The 25,246-nt window shown below is 38.2% G+C and carries 22 protein-coding genes and 4 riboswitches; of the genes, 8 read left to right on the top strand and 14 right to left on the bottom strand.

What is annotated here, in order from left to right:
• The first annotated feature begins 34 nt into the window (after positions 1–34).
• Positions 35–583 (top strand): DUF488 domain-containing protein, encoded by a 549-nt coding sequence (locus tag CFK40_RS07780; RefSeq protein ID WP_089531771.1) that lies wholly within the window; start codon positions 35–37, stop codon positions 581–583.
• Between the two features lie 126 nt (positions 584–709).
• Here the strand turns inward: CFK40_RS07780 and CFK40_RS07775 are convergent, their stop codons facing one another.
• The 3 genes from CFK40_RS07775 to CFK40_RS07765 form a co-directional block, all read right to left on the bottom strand.
• Positions 710–1,825, bottom strand: a complete 1,116-nt coding sequence (locus tag CFK40_RS07775; protein ID WP_089531770.1) for an RNA-guided endonuclease InsQ/TnpB family protein — start codon at positions 1,823–1,825, stop codon at positions 710–712.
• Between the two features lie 383 nt (positions 1,826–2,208).
• Positions 2,209–2,514 (bottom strand): hypothetical protein, encoded by a 306-nt coding sequence (locus tag CFK40_RS07770; RefSeq protein WP_089531769.1) that lies wholly within the window; start codon positions 2,512–2,514, stop codon positions 2,209–2,211.
• A gap of 322 nt (positions 2,515–2,836) precedes the next feature.
• Positions 2,837–3,199, bottom strand: a complete 363-nt coding sequence (locus tag CFK40_RS07765; RefSeq protein ID WP_227001897.1) for a small nuclear ribonucleoprotein — start codon at positions 3,197–3,199, stop codon at positions 2,837–2,839.
• A gap of 209 nt (positions 3,200–3,408) precedes the next feature.
• Between CFK40_RS07765 and CFK40_RS07760 the strand changes: the two genes are divergently transcribed.
• The 4 genes from CFK40_RS07760 (at position 3,409) to speG (ending at position 5,342) form a co-directional block, all read left to right on the top strand.
• Complete coding sequence (locus CFK40_RS07760; protein WP_089531768.1) at positions 3,409–3,549, top strand: YjcZ family sporulation protein; 141 nt, start codon at positions 3,409–3,411, stop codon at positions 3,547–3,549.
• A gap of 355 nt (positions 3,550–3,904) precedes the next feature.
• Positions 3,905–4,001: riboswitch (guanidine-I (ykkC/yxkD leader) on the top strand.
• 69 nt (positions 4,002–4,070) lie between these two features.
• Positions 4,071–4,412 carry a DMT family transporter gene (locus CFK40_RS07755; RefSeq protein ID WP_089531767.1) on the top strand — a complete coding sequence of 114 codons (342 nt, stop codon included), beginning with the start codon at positions 4,071–4,073 and terminating at the stop codon, positions 4,410–4,412.
• Entirely contained in the window at positions 4,412–4,726 is a 315-nt protein-coding gene (locus CFK40_RS07750; protein ID WP_089531766.1) for a DMT family transporter, read from the top strand. The genes CFK40_RS07755 and CFK40_RS07750 overlap by 1 nt, the downstream gene beginning before the upstream one ends.
• 94 nt (positions 4,727–4,820) lie before the next feature.
• Complete coding sequence (speG, locus tag CFK40_RS07745; RefSeq protein ID WP_089531765.1) at positions 4,821–5,342, top strand: spermidine N1-acetyltransferase; 522 nt, start codon at positions 4,821–4,823, stop codon at positions 5,340–5,342.
• 166 nt (positions 5,343–5,508) lie between these two features.
• Here speG and CFK40_RS07740 read toward each other — a convergent pair whose 3' ends face one another.
• The 5 genes from CFK40_RS07740 to CFK40_RS07720 all read right to left on the bottom strand — a co-directional run bounded on the left by CFK40_RS07740 (position 5,509) and on the right by CFK40_RS07720 (position 11,957).
• Complete coding sequence (locus tag CFK40_RS07740; RefSeq protein ID WP_089531764.1) at positions 5,509–6,963, bottom strand: o-succinylbenzoate--CoA ligase; 1,455 nt, start codon at positions 6,961–6,963, stop codon at positions 5,509–5,511.
• A 210-nt stretch (positions 6,964–7,173) separates the two neighbouring features.
• Positions 7,174–7,992: a 1,4-dihydroxy-2-naphthoyl-CoA synthase gene (gene menB / locus CFK40_RS07735; protein WP_089531763.1), complete on the bottom strand. Its 819-nt coding sequence runs from the start codon at positions 7,990–7,992 to the stop codon at positions 7,174–7,176.
• Positions 7,993–8,018: 26 nt separating this feature from the next.
• Complete coding sequence (menH, locus tag CFK40_RS07730; RefSeq protein ID WP_089531762.1) at positions 8,019–8,840, bottom strand: 2-succinyl-6-hydroxy-2,4-cyclohexadiene-1-carboxylate synthase; 822 nt, start codon at positions 8,838–8,840, stop codon at positions 8,019–8,021.
• Entirely contained in the window at positions 8,830–10,569 is a 1,740-nt protein-coding gene (menD, locus tag CFK40_RS07725) for a 2-succinyl-5-enolpyruvyl-6-hydroxy-3-cyclohexene-1-carboxylic-acid synthase (protein ID WP_089531761.1), read from the bottom strand. The genes menH and menD overlap by 11 nt, the downstream gene beginning before the upstream one ends.
• Before the next feature lie 2 nt (positions 10,570–10,571).
• Complete coding sequence (locus CFK40_RS07720) at positions 10,572–11,957, bottom strand: isochorismate synthase (RefSeq protein WP_089531760.1); 1,386 nt, start codon at positions 11,955–11,957, stop codon at positions 10,572–10,574.
• 556 nt (positions 11,958–12,513) lie between these two features.
• Between CFK40_RS07720 and CFK40_RS07715 the strand changes: the two genes are divergently transcribed.
• The 3 genes from CFK40_RS07715 (at position 12,514) to CFK40_RS07705 (ending at position 14,265) form a co-directional block, all read left to right on the top strand.
• Positions 12,514–13,434: a 1,4-dihydroxy-2-naphthoate polyprenyltransferase gene (locus CFK40_RS07715; protein ID WP_089531759.1), complete on the top strand. Its 921-nt coding sequence runs from the start codon at positions 12,514–12,516 to the stop codon at positions 13,432–13,434.
• 79 nt (positions 13,435–13,513) lie between these two features.
• Positions 13,514–13,894 (top strand): hotdog fold thioesterase, encoded by a 381-nt coding sequence (locus tag CFK40_RS07710; RefSeq protein ID WP_089531758.1) that lies wholly within the window; start codon positions 13,514–13,516, stop codon positions 13,892–13,894.
• A 26-nt stretch (positions 13,895–13,920) separates the two neighbouring features.
• Positions 13,921–14,265 carry a TraR/DksA C4-type zinc finger protein gene (locus CFK40_RS07705; RefSeq protein WP_089531757.1) on the top strand — a complete coding sequence of 115 codons (345 nt, stop codon included), beginning with the start codon at positions 13,921–13,923 and terminating at the stop codon, positions 14,263–14,265.
• Positions 14,266–14,356: 91 nt separating this feature from the next.
• Here CFK40_RS07705 and CFK40_RS07700 read toward each other — a convergent pair whose 3' ends face one another.
• The 6 genes from CFK40_RS07700 to CFK40_RS07675 all read right to left on the bottom strand — a co-directional run bounded on the left by CFK40_RS07700 (position 14,357) and on the right by CFK40_RS07675 (position 24,624).
• The gene (locus CFK40_RS07700; RefSeq protein WP_089531756.1) at positions 14,357–14,932 is read right to left on the bottom strand and encodes an ECF transporter S component; all 576 of its coding nucleotides are present in this window, start codon (positions 14,930–14,932) and stop codon (positions 14,357–14,359) included.
• Positions 14,933–15,090: 158 nt separating this feature from the next.
• Positions 15,091–15,238, bottom strand: a riboswitch (FMN riboswitch).
• Positions 15,239–15,840: 602 nt separating this feature from the next.
• Entirely contained in the window at positions 15,841–20,196 is a 4,356-nt protein-coding gene (locus CFK40_RS07695; RefSeq protein ID WP_319418036.1) for a S8 family serine peptidase, read from the bottom strand.
• A gap of 669 nt (positions 20,197–20,865) precedes the next feature.
• Positions 20,866–22,077, bottom strand: coding sequence for a M20 family metallopeptidase (locus CFK40_RS07690; RefSeq protein ID WP_089531755.1), 1,212 nt, complete (start codon positions 22,075–22,077; stop codon positions 20,866–20,868).
• Positions 22,078–22,098: 21 nt separating this feature from the next.
• Positions 22,099–22,908, bottom strand: a complete 810-nt coding sequence (locus tag CFK40_RS07685) for a MetQ/NlpA family ABC transporter substrate-binding protein (RefSeq protein WP_089531754.1) — start codon at positions 22,906–22,908, stop codon at positions 22,099–22,101.
• A gap of 44 nt (positions 22,909–22,952) precedes the next feature.
• Positions 22,953–23,603, bottom strand: a complete 651-nt coding sequence (locus tag CFK40_RS07680) for a methionine ABC transporter permease (RefSeq protein ID WP_089531753.1) — start codon at positions 23,601–23,603, stop codon at positions 22,953–22,955.
• Positions 23,593–24,624 (bottom strand): methionine ABC transporter ATP-binding protein, encoded by a 1,032-nt coding sequence (locus CFK40_RS07675; protein ID WP_089531752.1) that lies wholly within the window; start codon positions 24,622–24,624, stop codon positions 23,593–23,595. Before CFK40_RS07675 ends, CFK40_RS07680 begins: the two co-directional genes overlap by 11 nt.
• Positions 24,625–24,852: 228 nt before the next feature.
• A riboswitch (SAM riboswitch) is annotated at positions 24,853–24,959 on the bottom strand.
• A 140-nt stretch (positions 24,960–25,099) separates the two neighbouring features.
• Positions 25,100–25,202, bottom strand: a riboswitch (SAM riboswitch).
• Between the last annotated feature and the right edge of the window lie 44 nt (positions 25,203–25,246).

Here is a 25,246-nt window from a genome sequence, read left to right as displayed (position 1 = left end):
AAGTTGTATACTATTAGGTAATGAGGTGAATCAAATGGAAATATATACAATTGGCCATTCCAGCCACTCTAAAGAAACATTCCTGAAAATGCTCACAAATGCATCAATCGAAGCACTAGTAGATGTACGTGCGTTTCCTGGTAGCCGAAAGTTCCCACAGTTTTCAAAGGATCAGATGATGAAGTGGTTAAAAGACGCTAACATTGCGTATCATCACCTATCGAAACTTGGCGGCCGACGGAAAAAATCTAGTTCTGTAGGTTTAAAGTTAAATGATGGTTGGAATAATCAATCCTTTCACAATTATGCTGATTATACGTTATCAGACACTTTCCAGGGAGGCATTGATGAACTAAGCAAAATAGCCTCGAAGCAGCGTACAGCATATTTTTGTTCAGAAAGTCATCCAGCACGTTGCCATCGTTTGATTATTAGCAACTGGCTTTCTGCAAATGACTGGAAAGTGAAACATATTATTGAACAAAACAATAATACATTCGAAGTAATTGACCATGAACTCGGAAAGTGGGGTGCAATGCCGATTATTGAAAAAAATGGCATCGTTGTATATCCAGAAACGTGAACTACCCACCACTTATAGACCTTACGGCACCATTGAAGTGGGGGCTTCTCGACTTATCGTCACTTTTACTAGCCAACGAAGAGAGACCGAGCTAACCCTCTTGTTCCAAGAGTTTTTTGATGGTGGTTAGGATAATGCTAATAAACGTATCCCTTCTTTTTTGATGTTGATTGCTGCATTGTCGTCACGATCTGCTATGTATCCGCAAGAACATTGATACATGCGTTCTGAAAAGGGCATTTCTTTTACCTTTCCACAACAGGAACACTTTTCTGTAGAAGGAAACCACCTATCAATTTTCACCAGTTGTTTTCCCTGTTCTTTGAGCTTATAGGTCAGAAATAAGATGAACATGCCCCAACCATTGTCATGAACCGATTTTCCAAAATGGAATGCCTGCGCCATTCCTTTCATATTCAAATCTTCTATCACGACTGCATCAAAGGTGTCTGCTAAATCTTTTGACTGATAATGAAGAAAATTCCTTCTTTGGTTAGCCGTTTTCTCTTGTAATTTCGCAAGTTTCAACCGTTGCTTTTCAAAGCGAGTGGAACCTCTCTGCTTACGAGCCAACACACGTTGTTCTTTCGCTAATTTGTCCAACTTTTGGCGATAGAAACGAGGGTAATTGGCTTTCTCACCCTGTTCACTCTCCACATACAAGCCATTCATAGCAAAATCTAACCCGACAACGTTTGTTATCATCACTAGCGGAATCTCTTTTCGATATTCTGTCAAAATGGAAATATAATATTTTCCTGTCTTTGTCATCGAAAGGGTACATGATTTAATGATATGTTCAGCAGGGATGACCCGATGCAGGTTTAGCTTTACTCGTTTCAGCTTGGGTAATTTGATATGGCCGTCTAGAATGGCAATATTTCCATTCACCACATTGGTTGTATAGGACTGTTTCGATTTCCCACTCTTGAATGTTGGAAAACCAGCACGACCAGCAAAAAAGTTTTTGTAGGCTTTTTTAAGATTTAGTTGCGCATTTGCAAGGGCTAAAGAATCTACTTCTTTCAGGAAAGGAAATTCCTGCTTATATTTAGCAGGGGTCGGAAACTTTTCCTTTTGAAGTTTCGCTTTATTTTCCTTGTACGTTTCATAGAATTCTTTTCGCTCAGTTAGCATTTTATTATAAGTGAATCGGACACAACCAAATGTTTGACGAATCAAAAGAGCCTGTTTTTCTGTTGGTAATAATCGAAACTTATAGGCTTTGTTTTGCTTTGTCATATCCAACCTCTCACTTTCTATATGGATTTTCGATAAATAAACCAATCATCAATCGAACACAAGTTCTTCTTTCATTTTAGCAAATTGGAAATAATAATGCAACCTTTTTTGCTTGCGCCAACCGGAATTCATCTCCCCCTTACCCTTGGGCCAAGCCCTTCACACGCTTGAAGAGGGAGATTTCTTTTCGGAATGCTGTTAAAATCCTTATTTCTTCTGCACTATAACCTCTAATGATTTTTGGGGAGATGAAATCGATCATTTTATTCAATAAAAATCCGCGTGCCTTCAACTAAATGCCTCCCATTCAATATTATAGTGCTCAACTTAATACATTCTAGATAAACAAAAAAAGAGAGGGTAGGTGATTAAACCCTTTGCCACTATCTTTTCTTATGTTCCACTTTAGAAATCTCGTCCTTTTCTCTATTAGTATTATTAGTTCTATTATTTTTGGTTAACTCTTCTAGTTTTCGTACAGCAGTTTCAAACTCTTGATTTGAAAGTTGTTTCGTAGCTAATAGTGAACATAGCATTGCATAGGCCATAGGTGTTGTATCAACTAGAACGCTAACATCAACATCAGAATTTCCACTGTATTTAATAGAAGATTCATTTGACTTTATATTATTTGGTAATGATTTCCCCTTATTTTCAAACGAATATAGATTGTTATTTAATCTCTCCATAAATATAACCTCGCTTTACGCCTAAGATATTATTAGAGTGGGGTAGAATTACCCCACTCTCACTATTAAAATTCATCTACTTCGGAATCGCAGTTAGCATCTGCATCAACATCAATATCTACATAAAAATTTCCAATGTTAGATACTCTTGCAACATTGACATTACGATTTCTGTTTCTGGAGTCATTTTCATTGTCATTATCTACATCGATATCACTATCGAAATCAACTTTTGATTATCCACATAAAAAATACCTAAATTCCATTGAATTCAGGTATCCTATGATACAAAATCTATAAAGTTGTTTAATTAATAATTAACCTAGTAGTAATATGGGTAGCGGAATAATCTTCTAAAAAAATAATATGGGAAACGTCGTCGATGATAGCGACGATACCTTCTTCTATAGCCACCATACCCATTGTAATCATCATAATCGTCATAGTCGTCATAGCCATAGCCAAACTGCCTGTTTTCTTGTTCTCCATATTCTTCAGGAACTAGCATTTCTACATAATCCTCGTTAACATCTGTAATAATACCTTCAACCTGAGACCCGTCTCCCATTTGCCCTATAATATGGTGTTGCATATACTTTTTACATAGGTCTTTGATAGAGCCGTCATGGTAAGCATTATTCGACTGGTTTTCATATTGCATTCCATGTACATTATTCTTATTCACGGAAAACCCCTCCTTTACCTGGTTAGGATATTCACCTAGCCTGGGTAATGTTCCTGACTTTCAATATTTGAAATATATTTCTTCATTAGAATATTAACTTGATGATATGACATTGCTTTCTTATGAATATCCTAAACAACAGTCCAAACACGCTTATCAATTTTACATATTATATTGTGTAAGAAATAATTATACGAGGGGGAATAGACATGGGCTATGGTTATGATGATTATAATGGCGGTAAAGGCTTTGCATTAATCGTTGTATTGTTTATCTTGCTTATCATTGTTGGCGCGGGAATGTTCGATAACAAATTCGATAACAAATTTGATGACAAAAAGCATTATTAATTTTTTAAAAGAAGTTAATGTATAGACACTCAGCTTTCGGATATCCATTTTAATCCACTTTTAATGTATACTTTTTTACAAATTACAGTTAGTAAAAAGCAGCAAAGAAGCTGATCTAACAAGGGTTTCAAATAATTTCAATTTCACCTCATAAAGTAAAAATCAGAAAGCCGTATCACTTTGTTAAGTGTTACGGCTTTGTTATCCACTTTTAGCAGTAACATTTATTTAATTTTACTAGTTGAGTTGATTCGACCTTAAAACCAGTAAGATACAACAAATAAATACCGACTACCGATACCTTTATACTTGAATAAGTTTCAGATGTACGTATAATTTAAAGTAATTGAATAAGTTAAAAGTTTTCTAGGGTTCCGCAACAAGTTTGTTGGTCTGGTCCGAGAGAAAACTCACAGCTTGCTGTGTCACGGAAGGATAAAAGCCTGGGAGAAACTGTTAATCAGTTATCTTGCAGGCTTTTTTTGTTTTTTTGGTAAGAATAAAATTGGAGGTGTTAGTAAATGAATACAACCTGGATTAAAGTGTTTGTAGCTGCTTTTTTTGAAGTATTTTGGGTTATTGGCTTAAAACACGCAGATGACTTTTGGGCCTGGACTGGAACTGTTATTTCTATCATTATCAGTTTCTATTTAATGATAGTGGCTGGACGAAAAATCCCCGTGGGAACTGTTTATGCAGTTTTTGTAGGAATGGGTACAGCAGGAACCGTCTTTTCCGAAATTATCTTCTTTGGAGAACCATTTAAAATAGGCAAAATAATTTTGATCTCACTTTTATTAGTGGGTGTAATTGGTTTGAAATTAGTTACAAAAGACAAAGTTGAGGAAGGGGCTGATTCATAATGGCATGGGTTTCTTTAATTTTGGCAGGGTTATTTGAGATGTTTGGTGTTGCAATGATAAATAAATTGCATAAGGATCATAATTGGCAATCCTTAGTTCTGTTATTCTCTGGATTTGGAGCAAGTTTTCTATTTCTTGCTTTTGCGATGAAAACACTACCTATGGGAACTGCCTATGCAATATGGACTGGAATTGGTGCGTCAGGAGGAGCAGTATTAGGAATGCTTTTATACGGGGAATCAAAAGACTGGAAAAGAGTTGTTTTTATTGCAATGGTTCTAGGTTCAGCAATTGGATTGAAGCTCGTATCCTAGGTGAGGTTAAGGAATAGAGATTGCAGAATTGTTCCTTGCTCTATTCTTACTAATGAAATTGTAGATAGTTATTAATAATTGGAGGTTTGAGAAAATGAGTAAAAATCCTAGGTTGCGTCCATTAGAACGGGAAGATTTGGAGTTTGTTCATGAACTTAACAATGATGCGGACATCATGTCTTATTGGTTTGAAGAACCTTATGAAGCTTATATGGAGTTACAAGACTTATATGATAAGCATATACATGATCAAGGTGAGCGCCGTTTTATACTGGAAAAGGACACTCAGAAACTTGGAGTGGTTGAGCTGGTGGAGATTGACCATATTCATCGTAGAGCAGAATTTCAAATTATCGTTGACCCAAAATTTCAGGGCAATGGTTATGCTGTAGTTGCAACTTATTTAGCAATGGACTACGCTTTTGCTGTATTAAATTTGCATAAACTTTATTTAGTAGTTGATAAGAAAAACGAAAAAGCGATTCATGTTTATGAAAAAGTTGGTTTTTCATTCGAAGGTGAACTGAAGGACGAATTTTTTGTTAACGGTAGCTATCATAACGCTATAAGAATGTGTATTTTCCAACAAAATTATCTAGAAAATCGGTCTAAGTAAGAGTAATCCGTTTGACTATCAGAACCCATTGAACCCTTAGTCCATAAGGGTCCTTTTTACTTGTCCATACCTTTAAAAATTTTTTCATCAATTAATTTTACATCTCAAAGAGAACTCCCATCCAAGGGGTATTTATTAACTGCCATTTACCATTATATGTAATAAATTACTGCATTAACTCACGTAATTTATTTCTTAACAGCTTATTTGATGCATTTCTTGGTAATTCAGCTTCAAAATTAATCTTTTTCGGCACTTTATATTTCGCTAAATTTTTGGATGCATACTGCAGAACCTCTACCTCAGTTACGGATGCGTCATCTAAAACGATAAACGCGATTGGTACTTCTCCCCATTTCAAATCTTCTAATCCAGTAACGCCGACTTCTTTCACTCCAACCATACTTGAAAGGACACTTTCAATTTCTGAAGGATAAATATTTTCACCACCAGATATTATTAAATCTTTACGCCTGTCAACAACGTAAAGAAATCCCTCTTCATCTAATTTTCCTAAATCACCAGTCGATAACCATCCTTCTTGGATAGACTTTGCAGTAGCTTGCTTATTTTTATAATAACCTTTTGTAACCATTGGTCCCTTTACAACAATTTCTCCTATCCCCTCGTCGTTTGCATCAATTATTTTTAACTGTGCCGGAAAAAGTGATTTTCCAGCTGAACCAAGTTTGCGAAGCGCATCCTTTGGACTAAGCGTGACAATTTGAGACGATGTTTCTGTCATTCCATATGATTGAAAGACAGGAACTCTTTTATCTTTTGATTTTTCTAGTAATCCTTTCGGAGCAGGCCCACCACCTAAAAGCATACAACGAAATGATTTAGGATAATCCTCTTCACCTAGTAAATCAATAAGACGATGTAGCATTACGGTTACTACAGAGGCAATAGTAACTTGACAATTCATAATGGCATGGTGAACTTTTTGCTCATCAAATTTTTCCAATAAGTAAATGGGCATACCATAAATTACACTTTTTAATAGGAGTGAAAGTCCTCCAATATGAAATAACGGTAACACTGCTAACCATTTGTCATTCGAATGAATGCCAATATTAAGCGCTGATCCTGTTGCACTCCACCAATGGTTTCCGTATGTATGAACTACGCCCTTTGGGTTTCCTGTAGTACCAGAAGTATACATGATGGTAAAGGCATCGTCTAAAGCTATTTCTGTTGCCAGTGGAACGTTCACTTCTTTGAGTTTACAGACGTCTGCAAAAGAAAGAATTTGCAAACTAAAATTCATATTATTTATCTGATTTGCCAAGCCATCTGCCGCTAAAATAGATGAGACATCAGCGTCTTTTATTTGAAAGCTGAGCTCTTTTTCTGTTAAACGGATATTAAAGAAGACTCCTACCGCTCCAAGGTAGCTTAATGCGTGGATGGCAATTACCATTTCAGTACAATTGTTTGAAAATAAACCTACCTTCGTGCCTTTATCTACACCTTGACTTGCCAATTTTTTTGCAAAAGATTGGCTTTTTTGCATTAAGTCATTAAATGTAAGACAGGATCCATCTTCTAATTCCAGGGCGGTATCATTTGGGGAAAGACTTGCCTGTTTAGTTAACCAATGTGGAATAATTTCACTCATGATGATGTTCCTCCATTTATAACTTTAGTGAAAAACCTTTGCTTCTGTGAAGCAAAGGTTAAATTTAACTTTAAACATGATATTGAACCATGTTTGGATCAACTTTTTGATGCTGACGATCCACTTTAACGTGTTTTCGATTTACTTTATTATACTATCGATCAACTTTGGCCAACGTCACTGAACAGCCGTCTTCGCTTCTCTAATTGATCACGGGAAACGTGGAAATTGTTTAAAATCTGGTTTTCTTTTTTCCTTAAATGCATCGCGACCTTCTTTTGCCTCATCTGTCGTGTAATAAAGAAGTGTTGCGTCGCCACCCATTTGCTGCAAACCTGCTAATCCATCAGTATCTGCAGTAAATGATGCTTTTAGGAAACGTAATGCTGTAGGTGATTTTTCTAGAATTTCTGTGCACCACTGCATTGTTTCTGTCTCTAGTTCTTCTAAAGGAACGACTGTATTGATCAGTCCCATATCCAATGCTTCGTCTGCACTGTATTGACGACATAAGTACCAAATTTCTTTTGCTTTCTTTTGACCAACTGTACGCGCTAAAAGTCCTGCTCCATACCCTGCATCAAAGCTTCCAACTTTAGGCCCAGTTTGTCCAAAGACAGCGTTATCGGCAGCGATTGTTAAGTCACAAACTAGGTGTAGGACATGTCCTCCTCCAATTGCATAGCCAGAAACCATCGCAATGACTGGCTTTGGAATAACACGAATTAAACGCTGTAAATCCAATACATTTAAACGAGGTACTTGGTCTTCCCCAACATATCCACCATGTCCTCGTACAGATTGATCTCCACCAGAACAAAATGCCTTGTCGCCAGCACCCGCTAAAATAATTACACCAATTGATGAATCATCTCGCGCATCTGCAAAAGCATCATACATTTCGTTTACTGTAAGTGGCGTAAAAGCATTATGCTTTTCAGGACGATTCATTGTTACTTTGGCCACACCGTCATATTTTTCATAAATAATTTCTTTATAGTTTTTTACTTCTTCCCATTGAACACTCATGGTTTTTCCTCCTTCTATGTACTTTGTTAGTTTTTGTCTAAAATAAACTCACTTACTATCTTACCAAAAAAATCGGATTGTTCCACATGAATTGCATGGCCTGCTTTTTCTACAATCACTAAATTACTGATTGGAAGTCGATTCTGCATGGCTTCGTTCAAATTAATAAATTTCAAATCCCATTCCCCAACTAGTAGTAAAACAGGTATAGTTAAGGAATTAAGATTATCCCACCAAGATGGCTGCACTCCGTTTCCCATATACGTTAAAGACATGACCAAACCTTCTTCATGCTGGGATAACCGTTCTTCACGAATAGATTGTTGTATCAAATCTGGTAGCTTCTTTTGCGATTCAAAAAGTGGAAGACTTCCCCAAAAGTCAACAAAGGACTCAAGGCCCCCTGTCCTAATTCGTTCCGCCAGTTTTTGATCGTTTTTTATTCTAGCTATCCGATCCTCCTCCTGCTCAAGTCCCGGTGAAGCACTTTCTAATACAAGAGATCGGACGAGTTCAGGATACGTGACCGCAAATGACAATGCGGTTCTCCCGCCCATGGAATAGCCAAGTAGATTAACCTTTTCGTAACCAAGCTGCTCGATAATTAACTTTATATCCTGACAACAATCCATCATCGTTTTTGGTGAATCAACTCTCGTTTTCCCATGTCCGGGTAAATCGATGGTAATAACTTGATGGTTTCTTTCTAACAATGAAACAAGCTTAGACCAGGTGGCAGTATTTCCGGTAAATCCATGTAGTAGCAGTATTGGATCGCCTTGACCGCTTACTTCACACCAATAATCAGATGAATCAGTGTTTATAAACCTTTTACCTTCACTCGCCATTTGAAAGCTCCGTTTCAATTTGTTTCCATTGCACCCGGTGCCATTCCATATTACTTGTTCGATCTGTTTTCACTTCTACGACAGATAAGCCCTCATGCTTGTAACTCGCAAACAATACGTCTTCTAAATCCTTTTCACTCGTTACAATTTGATGTTTCCCTCCGTACATTTCAATTGCATGTGAAAAGTCAATGCCGTGTGCAGTTCCAAATAATAACTCAAACTGATCTTTTTGCTGTTGTTGGGGTAGGAATGAAAAAATCCCGCCACCATCATTATTAATTAATACAATCGTTAAATTAATCTTGTAATGCTTAGCAGCAAGTAAACCGTTCATATCATGGAAAAAGGATAGGTCACCTAAAAGTAATGTCGTTGGCTGACCATTAGCTGCGGCACCAAGACCACTCGAAACCATTCCATCAATTCCGTTCGCGCCACGATTTGCTAGTACATCTAATTGTTTTGGTGTTGTCATAAAAAATGTATCTAGATCGCGAACTGCCATACTATTTCCAACGTATAAAAAACTTTCATCTGGAATAACTTCCATTAAGCATTTTACCGCTTCTCCCTCTGTAACTGTCTCCGTATGCGTAGGATTAATTAAATATTTCTTCGCTGTCTGATTCATTCGTTGCCAGTCTTCAAGCCATTCCTTATCAAACAGCATTTCCTTGTCCATCGCCAAAAGATCCTCACATAGACCCTGTGAATCAGAAAAAATAAATTCGGTCCGGTTACCTGCTGGCTCACGATATCCACTATGTTCTTCCACAATATATTGCTCAACGTCCTTGTGATCTTTTACGTAAAAAAGATACGGTTTTGAAACTGGCATGGCCCCAAAGCGAATAATGAAATCTGGTTTCATTTTTTTGCGGACAGTTTCATTTCGTAAAAAAGCATCATACCCTTCGATAACCAAATCCTTATGATGTTGTCCTGCTCTTACTTGTGATAAAGGATCGGCTAATACTGGTATTTGCCATTTAGAAGCTAGTTCTGAAACAGATTCCGCAAAATCTCTATTCGTTTGCGGCCCACAAACGATAAGTCCGCGCTTTTTATTAGCAAATTTTTCAAGCAAATAAGATAACTGTGTATGATCTACACGCTTTTTTCCATCAATTGTTGGAAAATGCATGGAGCTATCTTTATTCCCCCACACATTTTCTAACGTGAAATCAGGAATTAACGGCTCTCTGAACGGTATATTTACATGTACGGGGCCTGCATTTCCTTCGTTTGCAACATGAATTGCTCGGGATGCCTTACTCCTTGCGTAATTTAACATCTTAGGATCAGCATCAGGCAATCCCATCTCGTGAAACCATTTTACATAATCTCCATACATCTTTAGCTGATCAATCGACTGTGGCGCTCCAACATCTCGCAATTCATGTGGGCGATCAGCTGTTAATACAACTAATGGCACTCGGCTATAATAAGCCTCTACTATTGCTGGAAAATAATTTGCGGCGGCTGTCCCAGATGTGCAAACAATTGCTACTGGTCGGTTTAGTTGTTTGGCCATTCCCAATGCAAAAAATGCGGCTGAACGCTCATCAATGATGACCCATTGTTTCATACCAGGATGCTCTACAATGGTCATAGCCAGCGGGGTTGACCTTGATCCCGGTGAAATGACTACTTCAGTAAGACCGCTTCTTACCAATTCATCTACAAAGTTTGCAGTATAACGTGTTAAATCTTCCGTATGACTCATGATTAACCCCCTAAAACAGTTAGCATCGGTAGAAATTTGATATTCGTTTCTTCGTATTCTGCCTCAGGGTCAGAATCTTTTACCACACCACACCCAGCAAACAAAGATGCCGCGTCACCTTGTATTAAACCAGAACGAATTGCTACAGCGAATTCACCATTATTATTATGGTCAACCCAGCCAATAGGTGCTCCATACCATCCTCTATCCATTAGTTCATATTCACGAATAAACTGTAATGATTCCTGCCTAGGTACACCACCTAGTGCAGGTGTTGGGTGCAACTGTTTAATAATATCAAATAAACTTACATCAGGCTTTACCTTTGCTGTCACCGGCGTAAATAAATGTTGCAAATTTTTTAATGGATAGATTGTTGGTTCATTTGGTACTTCTATCGTTGTACAATACGGGCTAATAGACTTCCTAATCATTTTTACAACGAAGTCATGCTCACTGCGATTTTTTTTATCATTAAACAATTGATTAGCTAGTGCATTGTCTTCTTCCACTGTCTTTCCTCTTGGAGCTGTTCCAGCAAGACAGGTAGAGAGTAAATGTTCATTTTCTATTCTGATAAGCCTTTCAGGAGTAGCACCGACAAAACAATCTTCACCATGTTCAAAGGCAAACACATAGCTGTTAGTCTGTGTTGCTAATAAGTCATGTAAAACGGTTGCTATTTCTGCTTTCTGATTTAGCTTTACCCGCACCTCTCTTGAAAGTACAATCTTTTCGACGTTACTCGTTTTAATTTTATCAGTCGCATCATCAACTGTTTGTTTCCACTTCTCGGGTTCAATTTCATTTTTGTCAATGATAACTGTATTTACAGGCATAGTTACAGATTGCTTCAATAACGTAGTGAAATTTTCGTCGATAGTATTTGCCAGATCTTCTACTTGATCATTTTTTGATACGTGAACATTTGTTGTAAAATAATGGTTGTTCCCATGTTTTGTTAACATATAGGATGGAATAGTGAACTCGCTATCAGAAAAGTTTTCCCATAGTTCTGTTCTGTCTTTACCAGGGTCAAATGCCATTCCACCCATTGCTACTAATCCTGTCCCTGGCTGTTGATAAGGATCATAAACAATAGCTTGTTGTTTCACTCTTCGCCATTGTTCATCTGTTTCGCCAAAACGATTATCTGTAGCTTCTATTTTATAGGAAGTTCCTACACCTATCATGAAGAAATCCTCAGCTGTGCTTGACCAAAAAGTGCGATCCTCTTTCAATTGCTTTGCAGCTTCAAAAAAATGAAGGGGATCAATCGCATCTATTTTTTTTGTAATACTAACCAACTGTATATGATTTGTTCTTGTTGTTTTTTGTATACCTTTGTTAAGTATTGATTCGATTAATTTTTCCTTAGTTTCAATCATCTATATAAACCTCCGTCAAACGATACACTTGTCCATACATTTCTATTTTATTCTCTTTTTCCCTGTTTCTCAAGAAAAGTGTAGTGGGCTCGCTCAGCGGTGAGTAGCGTAGTTAAGAAAACCGTAGAGCACACGGGCTTTTGTGCTCGGAGTGTTTTTTGACTACGACTCGAACCGCTAGCCCACGCAACTAGACAAGAAAAGTGTAGTGGGCTCGCTCAGCGGTGAAAAGCGTAGTCAAGAAAACCGTAGAGCACACGGGCTTTTGTGCTCGGAGTGTTTTTGACTACGACTCGAACCGCTAGCCCACGCAACTAGACAAGAAAAGTGTAGTGGGCTCGCTCAGCGGTGAAAAGCGTAGTCAAGAAAACCGTAAAGCACACGGGCTTTCGTGCTTGGAGTGTTTTTTGACTACGACTCGAACCGCTAGCCCACGCAACTAGACAAGAGAAGGAACTATTTTTCATCAATTATATAAATATTGTCGATTGACACCCTATGGCGAATTGCCTAAACTTAAGTGGATATCGTACCATAATTAGAGGAGAGAACAACAATGGATTCAACGAAACAAGCCTTAAAAGAAAAGCCCGGATTTCAAATATGGTGGCGACTGCTACGTCCTCATACACTTACTGCTTCTTTTGTTCCTGTTTTTGTAGGAACGATGCTTGCACTAAATGAAGATTCCTTTCATGTAGTACTATTTTTAGCCATGATGATCGCATCCATTCTCATTCAGTCAGCAACAAATATGTTTAATGAATACTTTGATTTCAAACGGGGCCTAGACAATGCGGAATCTGTAGGTATTGGTGGAACAATCGTCCGAGACGGTATCGCACCAAAAACTGTGCTACGTCTTGCTCTCATTTTCTTTGGTATAGCCGCTTTGTTAGGATTTTTTATTTGCATGGAATCTAGCTGGTGGATTGCTGTAATTGGTTTAGTATGTATGCTTTTCGGATATTTATATACTGGTGGACCATTTCCAATAGCGTATACACCATTCGGAGAACTGTTTGCAGGTTTTTTTATGGGTACTGTGATTATTGGGATAAGCTATTACATTCAAACGTTACGGATTACATCAGAAGTTATTTGGATCTCAATTCCAGTTGCCATCTTCATCGGGTGTATTATGTTGTCAAACAATATTCGTGATCTAGATGGTGATAAGATAAATGGTCGTAAAACAATCGCTATCCTCCTGGGTAGAAAAAAGGCAATTAACTTTTTAGGTATTTTATTTATTATTGCTTATAGCTTAACACTTTATTACATCGTTGTAGATATGCTACCGGTATGGTCAATTCTTATTTTCATCAGTGTAAAAATGGCGATTACTGTGATCCAGAAATTTAAAGGAAAAACAAAGCCGATCGAAATGATGCCCGCTATGGTATTAACTGGCAAAACGAATAGTATTTATGGTTTATTATTGGGGATTTCCCTATTATTAAGTAAACTATTTTAAGTTCGTGTTCAAGTAACGAAGAGATTCGCCATTTATCATTTGGTGACTTTTGAACATCCTCTTTAAGGAGTGACCACAGGTGGAATATACAAATACGTTAATTGGAAACTTAGGAATTGAAGTAAAAGCATTAGATAAAAACCTAGTTATCATGACAATGCCAGTAGATCATCGCACAAAACAACCAGCGGGTTTTTTACATGGTGGTGCAAGTGTCGCGCTTGCTGAGACTGCCGCTAGTGTTGGAGCCTCTTTGAACGTAGATCTTGAATCGTTCAATGTTTTTGGTATTGAGATAAACGCCAATCACATTAAAAGTAAGCGAAGCGGTATCGTTACAGCAAAAGGAACACCTGTACACCTTGGCAAGACAACCATGGTTTGGGAAATTAAAATTGAAGATGAAAATGAAAAACTCATTTGTTTATCAAGGTGCACCATAGGAGTAGTACCTAAATAAATAAGGCTTTTGGAAGGGGAGTTAACATGCTAGGTGACAAGAAGCTAGAACATTTCAAGAAAAAATTACTCGAAATGAAAAATGATGTTGAAAAACAATTGGACAAAGATAAGCAAGAAGGTCCAAATGAATCAGCAAGGGAACTTGCTGATTATGATAACCATCCAGCAGATATGGGTACAGAGCAATTTGAGCAGGAACGTGACGCTGGATTAAAACAAGTTAAGGAAGATCGCCTACAAGACATAAACGATGCATTAGAGCGAATAGAAAAAGGTACGTATGGTAAAAGTGTCGTGTCTGGGAAGCCAATTCCAGAAGAACGGTTAGAAGTAGAGCCGACAGCGAAAATATTAGTAGAAGAAGCTTAACAAAGTGAAAAACCGCTTCCCATTAATAATGGGAAGCGGTTTTTTTAGTGTACTTTGGAGTAATATAAAAAGCTACCCCCATCATCTATTTTCATGCCAAATTCGCTCTTTTTTGTTCAATCCATCTACGCATTTTTATAAATAACGGAACAAATAACATTCCTACAACAATTCCTTTAATTATATTAAATGGTAATATGCCTCCAATTACGGCAATCCATTTCGCACTTTCCGTCATATCTCCCCATCCCATAAACAAAGCATACAAAGGTAAAATGACCAAATAATTTAATACACTCATACCAATCGCCATAATGATGGTTCCTGTTACTAATCCTGATACAATACTTTTCATACCTTTATACTTATGGTAAAGCATAGAAACTGGTACGATAAACATAACACCCGCAAGGAAATTTGACGTTACGCCAATAGGATCACCTGCTCCAGATACAATTAGGTAAAGCATATTTTTTATTGCTTCTACCAATACTCCAGCAAGTGGTGAAAAAATTAAAGCGGCGATAAGTGCTGGTACCTCACTAAAATCAATTTTTAAGTACGGTGGTAAAAATGGTAACGGGAAGTTCAAGAAAAATAATAACAATGAAATAGTTCCGAACAGTGCTAAAATAATTAACTTTAATAAACGTGATGATTTTTGCATCATCTATCCTCCTCCATCTGTTTATCGATTCACATCTCGTGATGAAGGATAAGCTTATTTCCTGTTTGGTTCATATAAAAAACCCTAAAACCTAATCAAGGCTTCAGGGATTATATTCACAGGAAAATACAGGCGCACGTGGCACCTAAATTCAGCTCTATAATCTTCTCCCATCCAGACTTTAACTGTCGGCTCTGGAATTTCACCAGATCCACCGCTCTGCTTAATGCATTGCGGGTCACGGACTTAGAACAACATACGTTCATCACCGCCGGTCGGGAATTGCACCCTGCCCCGAAGATAGAATCGATATTTTATTGTCATTTACTATTATACATACTATTCGATTTTTTGAAAAGTGTTTTGTTTCTTCCAAATACAAAAGACGTAGAGGCAAATCTCTACGTCTTTTCGATTGGCTGTTTTTGTAAAGAATGTTGATTTTGGATATAGAATGCGACGTAACTAAAATTCATATTCGTTGCACTGTAACCGTTCAGGAAATCCACTACGCTTTCCGCGGGCTCGCGATGAGCCTCCTCGATCGCAAAGAACGCTCTCTGCGGCGTCTCATCGTCTTCGCTTTCCCGCAGGAGTCTACGTGGATTTCCTTCACTGGGTTTGTGCTTAAAATTTCAATTTATTTGCACTACTTGCTTTTATTATAAAAACAGCCTTCAATTTATGGCAGTTGATTGGAGCGGAGGGCGGTCGACTCCTGCGGGAGGATAGGCATAGGTGAGACCCCGCAGTGCAAAGCACGAGGAGGCTCACCAGCCGCCCTAAGGTGCGCGACTGCCCGCAGCGGAAATCAACCAGCACTTACGTCGCATTTTATATCAACTGTGAAAATGAAAAAGCAACAATACGTACGAAATCAGCCTTTCGATTTAACATTGTTACTCTAGTTAGTCTTCGTCAAGATTTATAAATAGTTTCCCTTCAGCTGTTTTTCGTGTTTCGTTTTCAAAATTATCAACAACTTTTACTTCAATAACAGCTCCATCTGCTTTGACATTGCTAGTAGCTGTCCAATACCCTACATAATGTCCGTCAGATGTTTCCATCATCGGTAATTCTGTAGCATTAGCAACTTTAGCGCTAGCATTTGTCAGTGGCATATGGATAAAAAAGGTTGCCTCTAATCCTGGCTCACTATCAAACTCGATTCTCACACTTTCTCCAGCCTGAAGACTTTTATCTTCGGTAGGTGTTAGATTCTCGATTTCTGGTGCGTTGTATTTTACCTCAATCGTTACACTTTGGGTCTCTGAATTTCCTGCTAGATCCTGAGCAACAACTTGGATTTCATTTTCCCCATTTTCAAGCAGGATTCGTTTGGAATAACTTCCATCCGTAACACTTGCCTGCTGACCATTTACTTCTACAAAATCAAGATTAGCATCTGAAACTGCACCTTCAACAGTCACTGTTTCACGATTTGTTTTATCCCCATCTTGAGGACTATCAATCGTAAGTTCAGGTGCTTGTGTGTCTAATGTTACTGTTACTGGTGCAGATTCACCAGTTTGCGCTCCATTAAGCAATGATACTGCTTTAAATTCATTTTCACCTTCAGTTAACTCAGTTGGAATAGCAAAGTTGCCATCATCACCAACATCAGCAGTTCCAACTTCTTCACCATTATTTACTAATTGAACAGTAGTTGTAGGTGAAGCAGTACCTTCAACTGTAATATTTGGTTCATTTGTTATTTTATCCTCAGCTGGTGAAGTGATGACAGGTGCATCTACTTCATAACTAACACGAGCACGAATCATATAGTTGCCTTCAGCAGTGGGTGATTGTGACCATGCCCCGCCAACATATTGATAACTACGTTCAGCATTTGGACTACTCTCATCCGTTGCTAAAGCAGGAGTAACAGGATTCGGATCTGTTTGGATATACACCATATAGAAGTCTCCTTCAACCATGATGTTGTGCTCTGCCAAATCAATAACTGTCCACTCCGTTTCATCACGGATAGCTTCGCCGTCTATTGGACCAGCTATTTTCTTACCAGGTTGTCCATCTGGGCCTGAAGCATCCCATACTTCCACTGCAAATGCTGTTCCACCTGGATCTGGAAAATCCTCATTCCAAAATTTAAATACGCCATCTGTGACGAGTGCCGATTCTTTGCCTTCTGGTAAGGACATTTTTACAGCCCAGCCGTTACCTGCATCATAAAATGCCCGAGCATTTTCGGCTGTTCCATCGTCATATCCTATTTCACCGCCAGGATAGGTGTACAATGGTTCAAGCGCGATATTAACTTCTTGATCTTCTTCAATCGTTACTTCAACTTCTTTGCTCTTATAATCTCGTGCAAGTACTTTAAGTGTGTAGGTACCTTCGTATGCGATGATGGAATAGTTTCCATCCTCATCTGTTTCAACAGGTGCAATATTAGCGTCTTCGACAAGTAATAGTGTTGCTCCTACAATTGGTGTTCCTGTTGCTTCGTCAGTAATTGTTCCACTAACGGTTGCTTGTGGAATTTCGTCCAATGTGAAGTTGGCTTGAGCAACTCCATCTCTTTCGACTGTTACAGATTGTTGTTCTGATTCAAATCCATATGATGATGCTTGTACGGTAAACTCGCCCGCAGCATGGGTTAATGAATAGGTCCCATCTTCTGGATTTGTGTTTACGGATCGTCCACTTTCCAATACACTTACTTGCGCACCAATTGGTAAAAGTGTAGGATTAATGGTGTCCTCTTCGACGGGAGGATTTTCTTTTACAGGTAGGTTCGGTTGAATTTTATCCGGATCTACCTTTTCTTTTAATCCAGCTTTTTCATTGCTTTTGATTATTCCAAGATCATTGTTTCTCTTACTCTGACCTTTCTTTTTACCGTTATTGCCTTTCTTTTTCTTGATTGCTGTCTTGCTGTTTATTGACGTATCAGATAACGCTACATCATCAATGTAAAGCCCTTCCCTCGTAACACTTCCATCAGTTGTTACATTGAAACCAACATAAATTCGCTGGCCACTGTACTCTGAAAGATCAACTTCAGCAAGTTCCCAATCACTCGTTGTACCATTCATTTCCATGACCTGGGTCCATTCCTCTTGATCTGTAGAAACAAAAACATGACCGTAATCATAATTGTTTTCTAACTCATACCATTGATTGAATTGTAGATAAGCATTTCCTTCTGGCAGATCAATTGGTGGCATTACAAGTGTAGCATTTGTATCACTTTCATAATCGCTATCAAGCCCAGTTGCATAAACTTTCTCGCCTGATGACGCATTTCCTGGTCCTGACGTTGGCGCTCCCCACTCCCAACTATTATTCTCTCCGAATGAAGTCCAGCCAACAGGGGTAGTTTCAAAGTCTGCTGAATAACCTGGTGCAATACCTTGTAAAACGGATACAATATACGCTTCACTATTCACTTCATTATTTCCGAAATCATTGATTGTCCACTTATAAGTGAGGGAATCACCATCAATTTGATTTCCAGGAATAGTTGCTAGATATTCACCAGCTTTAAAGTCACCCGATGTACGAGCAGCTTCAACTACTTGCCACTCTCCACTCGCATCTTGATACTTTAATTCAACCGATGAAACACTAATATCATCATTAACTTGTATAGTTAAATCTAAATCCATTCCAGCATACGTTTCAGTTGGTGCAGTATGTTCAAATGTCGGAGCTTCAGTATCTTCTCCTTGTTTAGTCACTTGCCCTTCTATAGTTCCAAGGCCACTTATAATTGAAGAAACAGCCGCATATCCATTAACTAATCCATAACCGTACCCATTATTAGGAGACTCTGGATACTCTTCATCTGTCAATGGTGTTGCAGAATTTAGTAATATTTCTTCCATTTCATCAACTGTTAAACTAGCATCCACTTGACGCAACAGTGCCGCCACTCCTGCTACGGCTGGTCCTGCCATCGACGTTCCATTCCAGCCACCTTCATATCCGCTTCCTGGTACAGATGAACGAATATTCACCCCAGGTGCAGATATATCAGGTTTAACCTCATCATATGGCGAAGGTCCACGTAGTGAAAAACCTGCAACTACGTCATTTATATCTGTGGCTCCAGTTGCAAAAGACTCTGGATAGTTTGCTGGTGTAGCAACTGATCCCGGTCCACCCGGATTAAACAATGTTGTATTTCCAGCTGAGAACTCAGGGAAAATGTCAGCAGCTCTCCAGTTTATTACAACATCTCGGTACCACTCATCAAGCCCTGGACCACCACCCCATGAGTTATTAACAACATCAGGCGCCAAGTCTACCCGAGCATTACCTTCTGCATCTGTTGGTGCTAAAATCCATTCAGCAGCAGCCAATAGATCAACATCTGTTCCACCATCCGCTGTAAATGCTTTTACAGCTATAAATTTAGCTCCCGGCGCTACTCCAATTTGATTAGATCCATCTGGCTCTGAACCAACCATTGTTCCAATTGTGTGTGTTCCATGTCCTTGATCGTCATATGGTTCTGATTCACCTGCAGTAGCATCAAACCAGTTGAAATCATGATTAACCTCACCAGTTGCTGCATCATATCCACGGTATTTTTCTTTTAAAGCAGGATGATCCCACTGAACACCTGTGTCAATACTAGCTACAACTGTGCCTGTACCATCAAACCCCATTTCCCATACTTGGGGTGCTCCTACACGGTTAACGTTCCACTCAACGTTAGCCACTTCCGACTTAGGTGTTTTTGCGTCTTTTGTTTTTGTTGTAAATAATTGACGTGTTTCGTTTGGCAAAATCTTTTCCACTTCAGCAAATGATGCGACTTTTTGAGCGATCTCTTTCGTCGCTGTAACAGCCATCCCATTCACAATATAATACGACCTTATATCTTTTACATTACCTTTTTTAGCCTCTTGCTCAAGATATTGTTTTACACCTTGTTGTGAAACAAGAGATGTCGCCTTTAATTCAGAGACAACAGCTGAACGTTGGATGAGCTCAAGCTTTTGTGCAGTTAGATTAGCTGACTTAGCACTTGCTTTTGCTTCTTTCGCAATTTTTTTGGTGTCTGCTTTTTCTTTAAATTTGATTAGGAATGTTACTTTATCATCCTTTTCAAACTTTTCTAACAAACGATCGCTCACCTTAACTTTTGTGACAGCCTGGGTATCATTTACTGATCGGTGCAATTTATCATTTGTTTCAGCACTTGCAATTCCTGGTGCTATTAACGAAAATGACATCAGTAATGATGCTGCAATACTAAAGGCTCTAACCTGACGTTGTTTCTTTTTTCTCAATTTCCTTCCTCCTCTCGAATTTTGAAACTAAGCATTACATACCGTCAAGATAATTGTCTTTACACATAATGTATAAAAGACAATATAAAAAACACCCCTTTGCCTCCTTTACTAAGAAATAGTGTGTAGGATCTAAAGCTGCAGCGGTGCCGTTTGTACTATTCTGGTTGTTGCTGTAACTATACTGTAATAGAAACGAAAAAGGTGTCGTAAATTGTCGGATTTGATTAGAATTTTTAGAAAATAGTAGATAAGCACTGTTTCTTGTATTTTGTTGTACAGGCAAAAGTCCTACCAGCCAATTTCATCGAGAAATAAAAATAACGACAAGTGTTGTTATATAAGCTTTTATTAGTTAATAGACTCGCTGTTTATGTATAGGCATTTTTCAACAAAATAAAAAAATGAATCGTTGTTCCTATGTTAAACTACCCTAAAAGTTTTAGTTGGCTAAATCTTTTGAAAAATATAGTTCCATTCACCCTTAGATCTCGTTTAATTTACTTTTTTCACCATCACTAAGACCTATAATGAATTTATTTTCCTACTACCTTATGGCCCATAAGACTGAAAAACACCCTTTTTTGATTGAGATAAATCAAAAAAGGGTGTTTACATTTGACCAATTATTACGGGAAACTCAAATGAAATGGTACAGCTGTTTGTACATTAGTTGGGAGGTTGTGTTTGTTCTTTAAATTCTTGATAAATTTCATCGTATGTTAATCGATTTGTTAAAAGTTCCAGTACGGTTAAAGCTATTGCTTCCGCTCCTACAATTAGTGCTTGATCTCCCTTTTCAGATCTAGCCGCTTCTCTGAATTCAACGGTATGTCCAACTAAGTCGCTTGAACCTATTTTAATATGTGGATGAATAGTAGGAACAACTTGACTAACATTTCCTGCATCGGTGGATCCTAATCCTTCTCGTTCCTCTGTGTTAACTATTTCTCCAAGGCTTTCTGCTACATCTTTAAACACGTTATCGAAGTTTCGGTTAATAACAAAATTATCTACTTCATTTTGGAATGAGTTAATTTTTACAGTTGCCCCTGTAGCAAGAGCTGCCCCATTTGCAATAGCGCTAACCTTTTCTGTAACTTCATTTAATACTGACCTTGTTGCTGCCCGGATAAAAAACCGTGCCTTAGCATATTCTGGAACGATATTTGGCGCATCGCCGCCGTTTGGGATAATACCATGAATCCTTACATCAGATGGCAGGTGTTGTCGTAATGCGTTAATTCCATTAAACAATTGAATTACTCCATCTAAAGCATTGATTCCTTTATCTGGTTGTACGGAAGCATGTGCTGGTTTACCAAAAAATTCAAAATCCAGTGGATCAACTGCCAAACTAGGCCCCGTTAAATTCGTCTCATTTCCAGGATGAAGCATGATTGCTGCGTCAATGTCATCTAGTAACCCAGCTTTCACAAAGCTTCCTTTTGCGCTACCATTTGGCCCACCTTCTTCAGCAGGAGTCCCGAGTACAACCAGTTCCCCGCCGACTTCATCAATCACTTTACTTAATGCGATGGCTGCTGCAACACTTGTCGTTCCAATGATATTATGGCCACATGCATGACCTATTCCCGGCAAGGCATCATACTCAGCTAAAAATCCAATTCGAAGCCCTTCTTTTTCGCCTTTTCTTTTAGCCAGAAATGCTGTTTCATGTCCAGCAACCCCTTTTTCAACAGTGAAGCCTTCCTTACCTAGAGTGTCTGTTAACAATTCAGAAGCAAAAAATTCCTCATTTCCAATCTCGGGCCTATCGTGGATCGCATGACTTGTTTTAATATATTGATCCCTGTTTTCTTCTACATTTTCAATAATACGTTGTTTTATTTTTTCCAAGCTTTGTGTAACTACAGTCATCCTATTCACCCCATCTATTTTTTACCAGCCAATATTACTTAACGGTACAAATGTTGGTATCTGATTTCCATCATACTCTTTTTGGATTAACTCCTTTACTTCTTCTGATTGATAAATATCTGCTAGCTTCTGCAGTGTTTTGTCATCTTTGTTTTTTTCTTGAACAGCAATAATATTTATATATGGTGTAGCTGTTTCATTTTCATGAAAAATAGAATCGCCTAATGGACTAAATCCAGCATCAACTGCAATACCATTATTAATAATAGATGCAGCTACATCTGGTAAGACCCTTGGAGTTTGAGCAGCCACAAGTGTTTCAAACTTTAAATTTTTTGGGTTTTCTACAATCTTATCTACTGAACCATTACCATCAAAATTTTCTTCTAATTTAATTAAACCAGCTGACTGAAGGAGTAATAATGCACGTCCCATATTTGTTGCTTCCTTTGGTAAGGCAATTGACGAACCTTCTGGAATTTCTTCAGGTGAATCATATTTATCGGAATAAAGACCCATTGGCGCTATAACTGTAGTTGCAATTGGTACTAAATCCAAATCATGTTCTTTTATAAATGAATCGAAATAAGAAACTGTTTGAAAGGCATTCGCATCGATTTCCCCTTCAGCAAGTGCCAAGTTTGGTTGTACATAGTCGGAAAATTTAACGATTTCAACGTTAATTCCCTCTTCTTTCGCCTTTTCTGCAATAAAATCCCAAATCGTTGTGTCAGAGCCGCTAATTCCTACTGAAACAGTTGATTCGTCATTTGAGCAGGCACTAGTTATCACCGCTAAACTTATAAATAATAAAAGTCCAATTCTTTTCATGTTGTTTTATCCCCTTTTTGTCTAGTTCATTTTTTTGTGTTTTTTTATCTTCGCCTGATTTTTCTAGATAAAATATTTCCTGTCGTTTGTAATGCTTGCACCATTACAACAAGAATGGCTACTGTAATAATCATCACTACCGTATCGAATCGTTGGTATCCATATGTAATGGCTAAATCACCAAGTCCTCCTCCACCAATCGCACCAGCCATAGCGGAAGCGCCAACAAGTCCTATTGTTGCAATTGTTAATCCCAATAGTAGTGAGCTTAATGCTTCTGGTATTAAAAAACGGGTAATGATTTGTCTCGGTGTCGCTCCCATCGATTGCGCCGCTTCCATTACACCAGGATCAACTTCTAACAGTGAGTTTTCTATCAACCTGGCAATATAAGGACCAGAAAATAAAACCATTGGGACGATTGCCGCAGCAGTTCCTATCGAGGTTCCAACGATCAACCTGGTAAATGGTATAACTACCACCAAAAGAATAATAAATGGTATGGAACGGAATAAGTTCACAATTGAATTTAGTACACTAAAAATAGCAGCGTTCTCCCATAAATGTCCTTTTCGTGTTACAACTAATAAAATTCCGAGCGGCAAACCGATTACCGTAGCAAAAATTAACGAAAATGCGACCATTGTAATGGTTTCTCCTGTTGCCACCATAATTTGATCAAAGTCAACTAACATCTTCTAACACCTCCTTGATTGTTACCTTTTGTTGGTTAATATGCATAATAACCCTACTAATCTCTTTCGCGGCACCTTCAAACTTTACAATCAAATTACCGAGTGATGTTCCTTGTAATTCTGTGATACTACCAAACAACACGTTTACTTCCACATCGAATTTTTTAGCTATTTGCGATAGAAGTGGATATCCAGCAGTTTCACCGACAAACACAATCCGATAAATTTGATTGGTTGCTTCTTGCGAGCGAATTAACCGGTAAACAGATTCTGGTATTTCATCATGCATGACCGTGCTAACGAAATTATGAGCAGTTTTTGTTTTTGGTTGAGCAAACACATCGAAAGTAGATCCTGATTCAATCACCTTTCCATTCTCAAGCACTGCGACCTTATCACATATTTCACGGATAACTCCCATCTCATGTGTAATGATTAAAATCGTGATCTTATACTCTTGATTAATTTTTTTCAAAAGCTTTAAAATGTCATCCGTCGTCTGTGGATCAAGCGCTGATGTTGCTTCATCGCACAATAATACAGATGGCTGAGTTGCTAATGCTCGTGCAATTCCTACTCGTTGTTTTTGCCCACCTGAAAGTTGGTCTGGATAATTATCTGCCTTATCACGTAACCCAACAAAATCTAACATCTCATAAACTCGTTGTTTCACTTCTTCCTTTGGAGTGTTCATTAGCAGTAATGGCATTGCCACATTGGTAAAAACTGTTTTTGAATTTAGCAGGTTGAAGTGTTGAAAAATCATTCCAATATTTCGCTTTGCTTCCCGTAGTTCTTTTGGCGTAAGACTGAGCAGATCCTGTTCGTTTACAATAACTTTTCCTGATGTAGGACGTTCAAGCAGATTCACACAACGCACGAGTGAGCTTTTCCCAGCACCACTAAAACCGATAACCCCATATATTTCTCCTTTTTCAATATGTAAATCAACATTGTCTAATGCTTTTACTTGTGTACCGTTTCCTTGATAAACCTTTGTTACGTTCTCAAAAGTAATCATATTTTCCCTCCTAAAATGTGTGTTCAAAAAGGTGCCAAATTAGAAACAAGAAGTTCGAGGCGGCGAAGTATTGAGGACCAGAATGTAGGATATTTCTACATGAGGACCGGAAAGACGAGCCAACGAAGAAATTCGTAGTTTATCATTTGGTGACTTTTTGAACATCCTCTCAAAATGCAAAGATGCCTCTCCTTAATAAATAAGAAGAGGCATCATAAAACTTCCCTCTTCTCATCTATCAAGCTTGTTGCTTGCTGGAATTAGCACGTCACTTTTGAAAAAAGTACGCTGCCGAGGTATCGTAGGGCCAGTCCCTCCACCTCTCTAGATAAGAAGTTTCTATTAAATTTTACTTTACCTTCCATTCACAGGACCAACTAGTCGCTAGTGCGGCGGTTAGACAATTCATTAGTAAATTAAAAAAATCCCTTCTTATTGATAATAAGAAGAGATTTGCATATACGTCCGCACTCTCTTCTTATTTTTCAAGCTGACGCTTGTTGGATTTAGCACAGCACTTAAAAAGTCCGTTGCCGAGGTATCGCAGGGCCAAGTCCCTCCACCTCTCTGAATAAGAAGTTCATTATTTAATTACTATATACATTACTATCGTCTCGAAATT

The organism is Virgibacillus necropolis, assembly GCF_002224365.1.
GTDB classification, from domain to species: domain Bacteria; phylum Bacillota; class Bacilli; order Bacillales; family Amphibacillaceae; genus Virgibacillus_F; species Virgibacillus_F necropolis.
Note: the sequence above shows the minus strand (reverse complement) of the source record. Positions and strands in the feature narration are given on the sequence as shown.

Bases quoted from the DNA above. Each gene is read 5' to 3' on its own strand.
- CFK40_RS07690 (WP_089531755.1), bottom strand. From the start codon at position 22,077: ATGACTGTAGTTACACAAAGCTTGGAAAAAATAAAACAACGTATTATT.
- CFK40_RS07740 (WP_089531764.1), bottom strand. From the start codon at position 6,963: ATGAGTGAAATTATTCCACATTGGTTAACTAAACAGGCAAGTCTTTCC.
- CFK40_RS07750 (WP_089531766.1), top strand. From the start codon at position 4,412: ATGGCATGGGTTTCTTTAATTTTGGCAGGGTTATTTGAGATGTTTGGT.
- CFK40_RS07685 (WP_089531754.1), bottom strand. From the start codon at position 22,908: ATGAAAAGAATTGGACTTTTATTATTTATAAGTTTAGCGGTGATAACT.
- CFK40_RS07770 (WP_089531769.1), bottom strand. From the start codon at position 2,514: ATGGAGAGATTAAATAACAATCTATATTCGTTTGAAAATAAGGGGAAA.
- CFK40_RS07705 (WP_089531757.1), top strand. From the start codon at position 13,921: ATGCTAGGTGACAAGAAGCTAGAACATTTCAAGAAAAAATTACTCGAA.
- CFK40_RS07760 (WP_089531768.1), top strand. From the start codon at position 3,409: ATGGGCTATGGTTATGATGATTATAATGGCGGTAAAGGCTTTGCATTA.
- CFK40_RS07680 (WP_089531753.1), bottom strand. From the start codon at position 23,603: ATGTTAGTTGACTTTGATCAAATTATGGTGGCAACAGGAGAAACCATT.
- menB (WP_089531763.1), bottom strand. From the start codon at position 7,992: ATGAGTGTTCAATGGGAAGAAGTAAAAAACTATAAAGAAATTATTTAT.
- CFK40_RS07675 (WP_089531752.1), bottom strand. From the start codon at position 24,624: ATGATTACTTTTGAGAACGTAACAAAGGTTTATCAAGGAAACGGTACA.
- CFK40_RS07755 (WP_089531767.1), top strand. From the start codon at position 4,071: ATGAATACAACCTGGATTAAAGTGTTTGTAGCTGCTTTTTTTGAAGTA.
- CFK40_RS07700 (WP_089531756.1), bottom strand. From the start codon at position 14,932: ATGCAAAAATCATCACGTTTATTAAAGTTAATTATTTTAGCACTGTTC.
- menH (WP_089531762.1), bottom strand. From the start codon at position 8,840: ATGGCGAGTGAAGGTAAAAGGTTTATAAACACTGATTCATCTGATTAT.
- menD (WP_089531761.1), bottom strand. From the start codon at position 10,569: ATGAGTCATACGGAAGATTTAACACGTTATACTGCAAACTTTGTAGAT.
- CFK40_RS07715 (WP_089531759.1), top strand. From the start codon at position 12,514: ATGGATTCAACGAAACAAGCCTTAAAAGAAAAGCCCGGATTTCAAATA.
- CFK40_RS07775 (WP_089531770.1), bottom strand. From the start codon at position 1,825: ATGACAAAGCAAAACAAAGCCTATAAGTTTCGATTATTACCAACAGAA.
- speG (WP_089531765.1), top strand. From the start codon at position 4,821: ATGAGTAAAAATCCTAGGTTGCGTCCATTAGAACGGGAAGATTTGGAG.
- CFK40_RS07780 (WP_089531771.1), top strand. From the start codon at position 35: ATGGAAATATATACAATTGGCCATTCCAGCCACTCTAAAGAAACATTC.
- CFK40_RS07720 (WP_089531760.1), bottom strand. From the start codon at position 11,957: ATGATTGAAACTAAGGAAAAATTAATCGAATCAATACTTAACAAAGGT.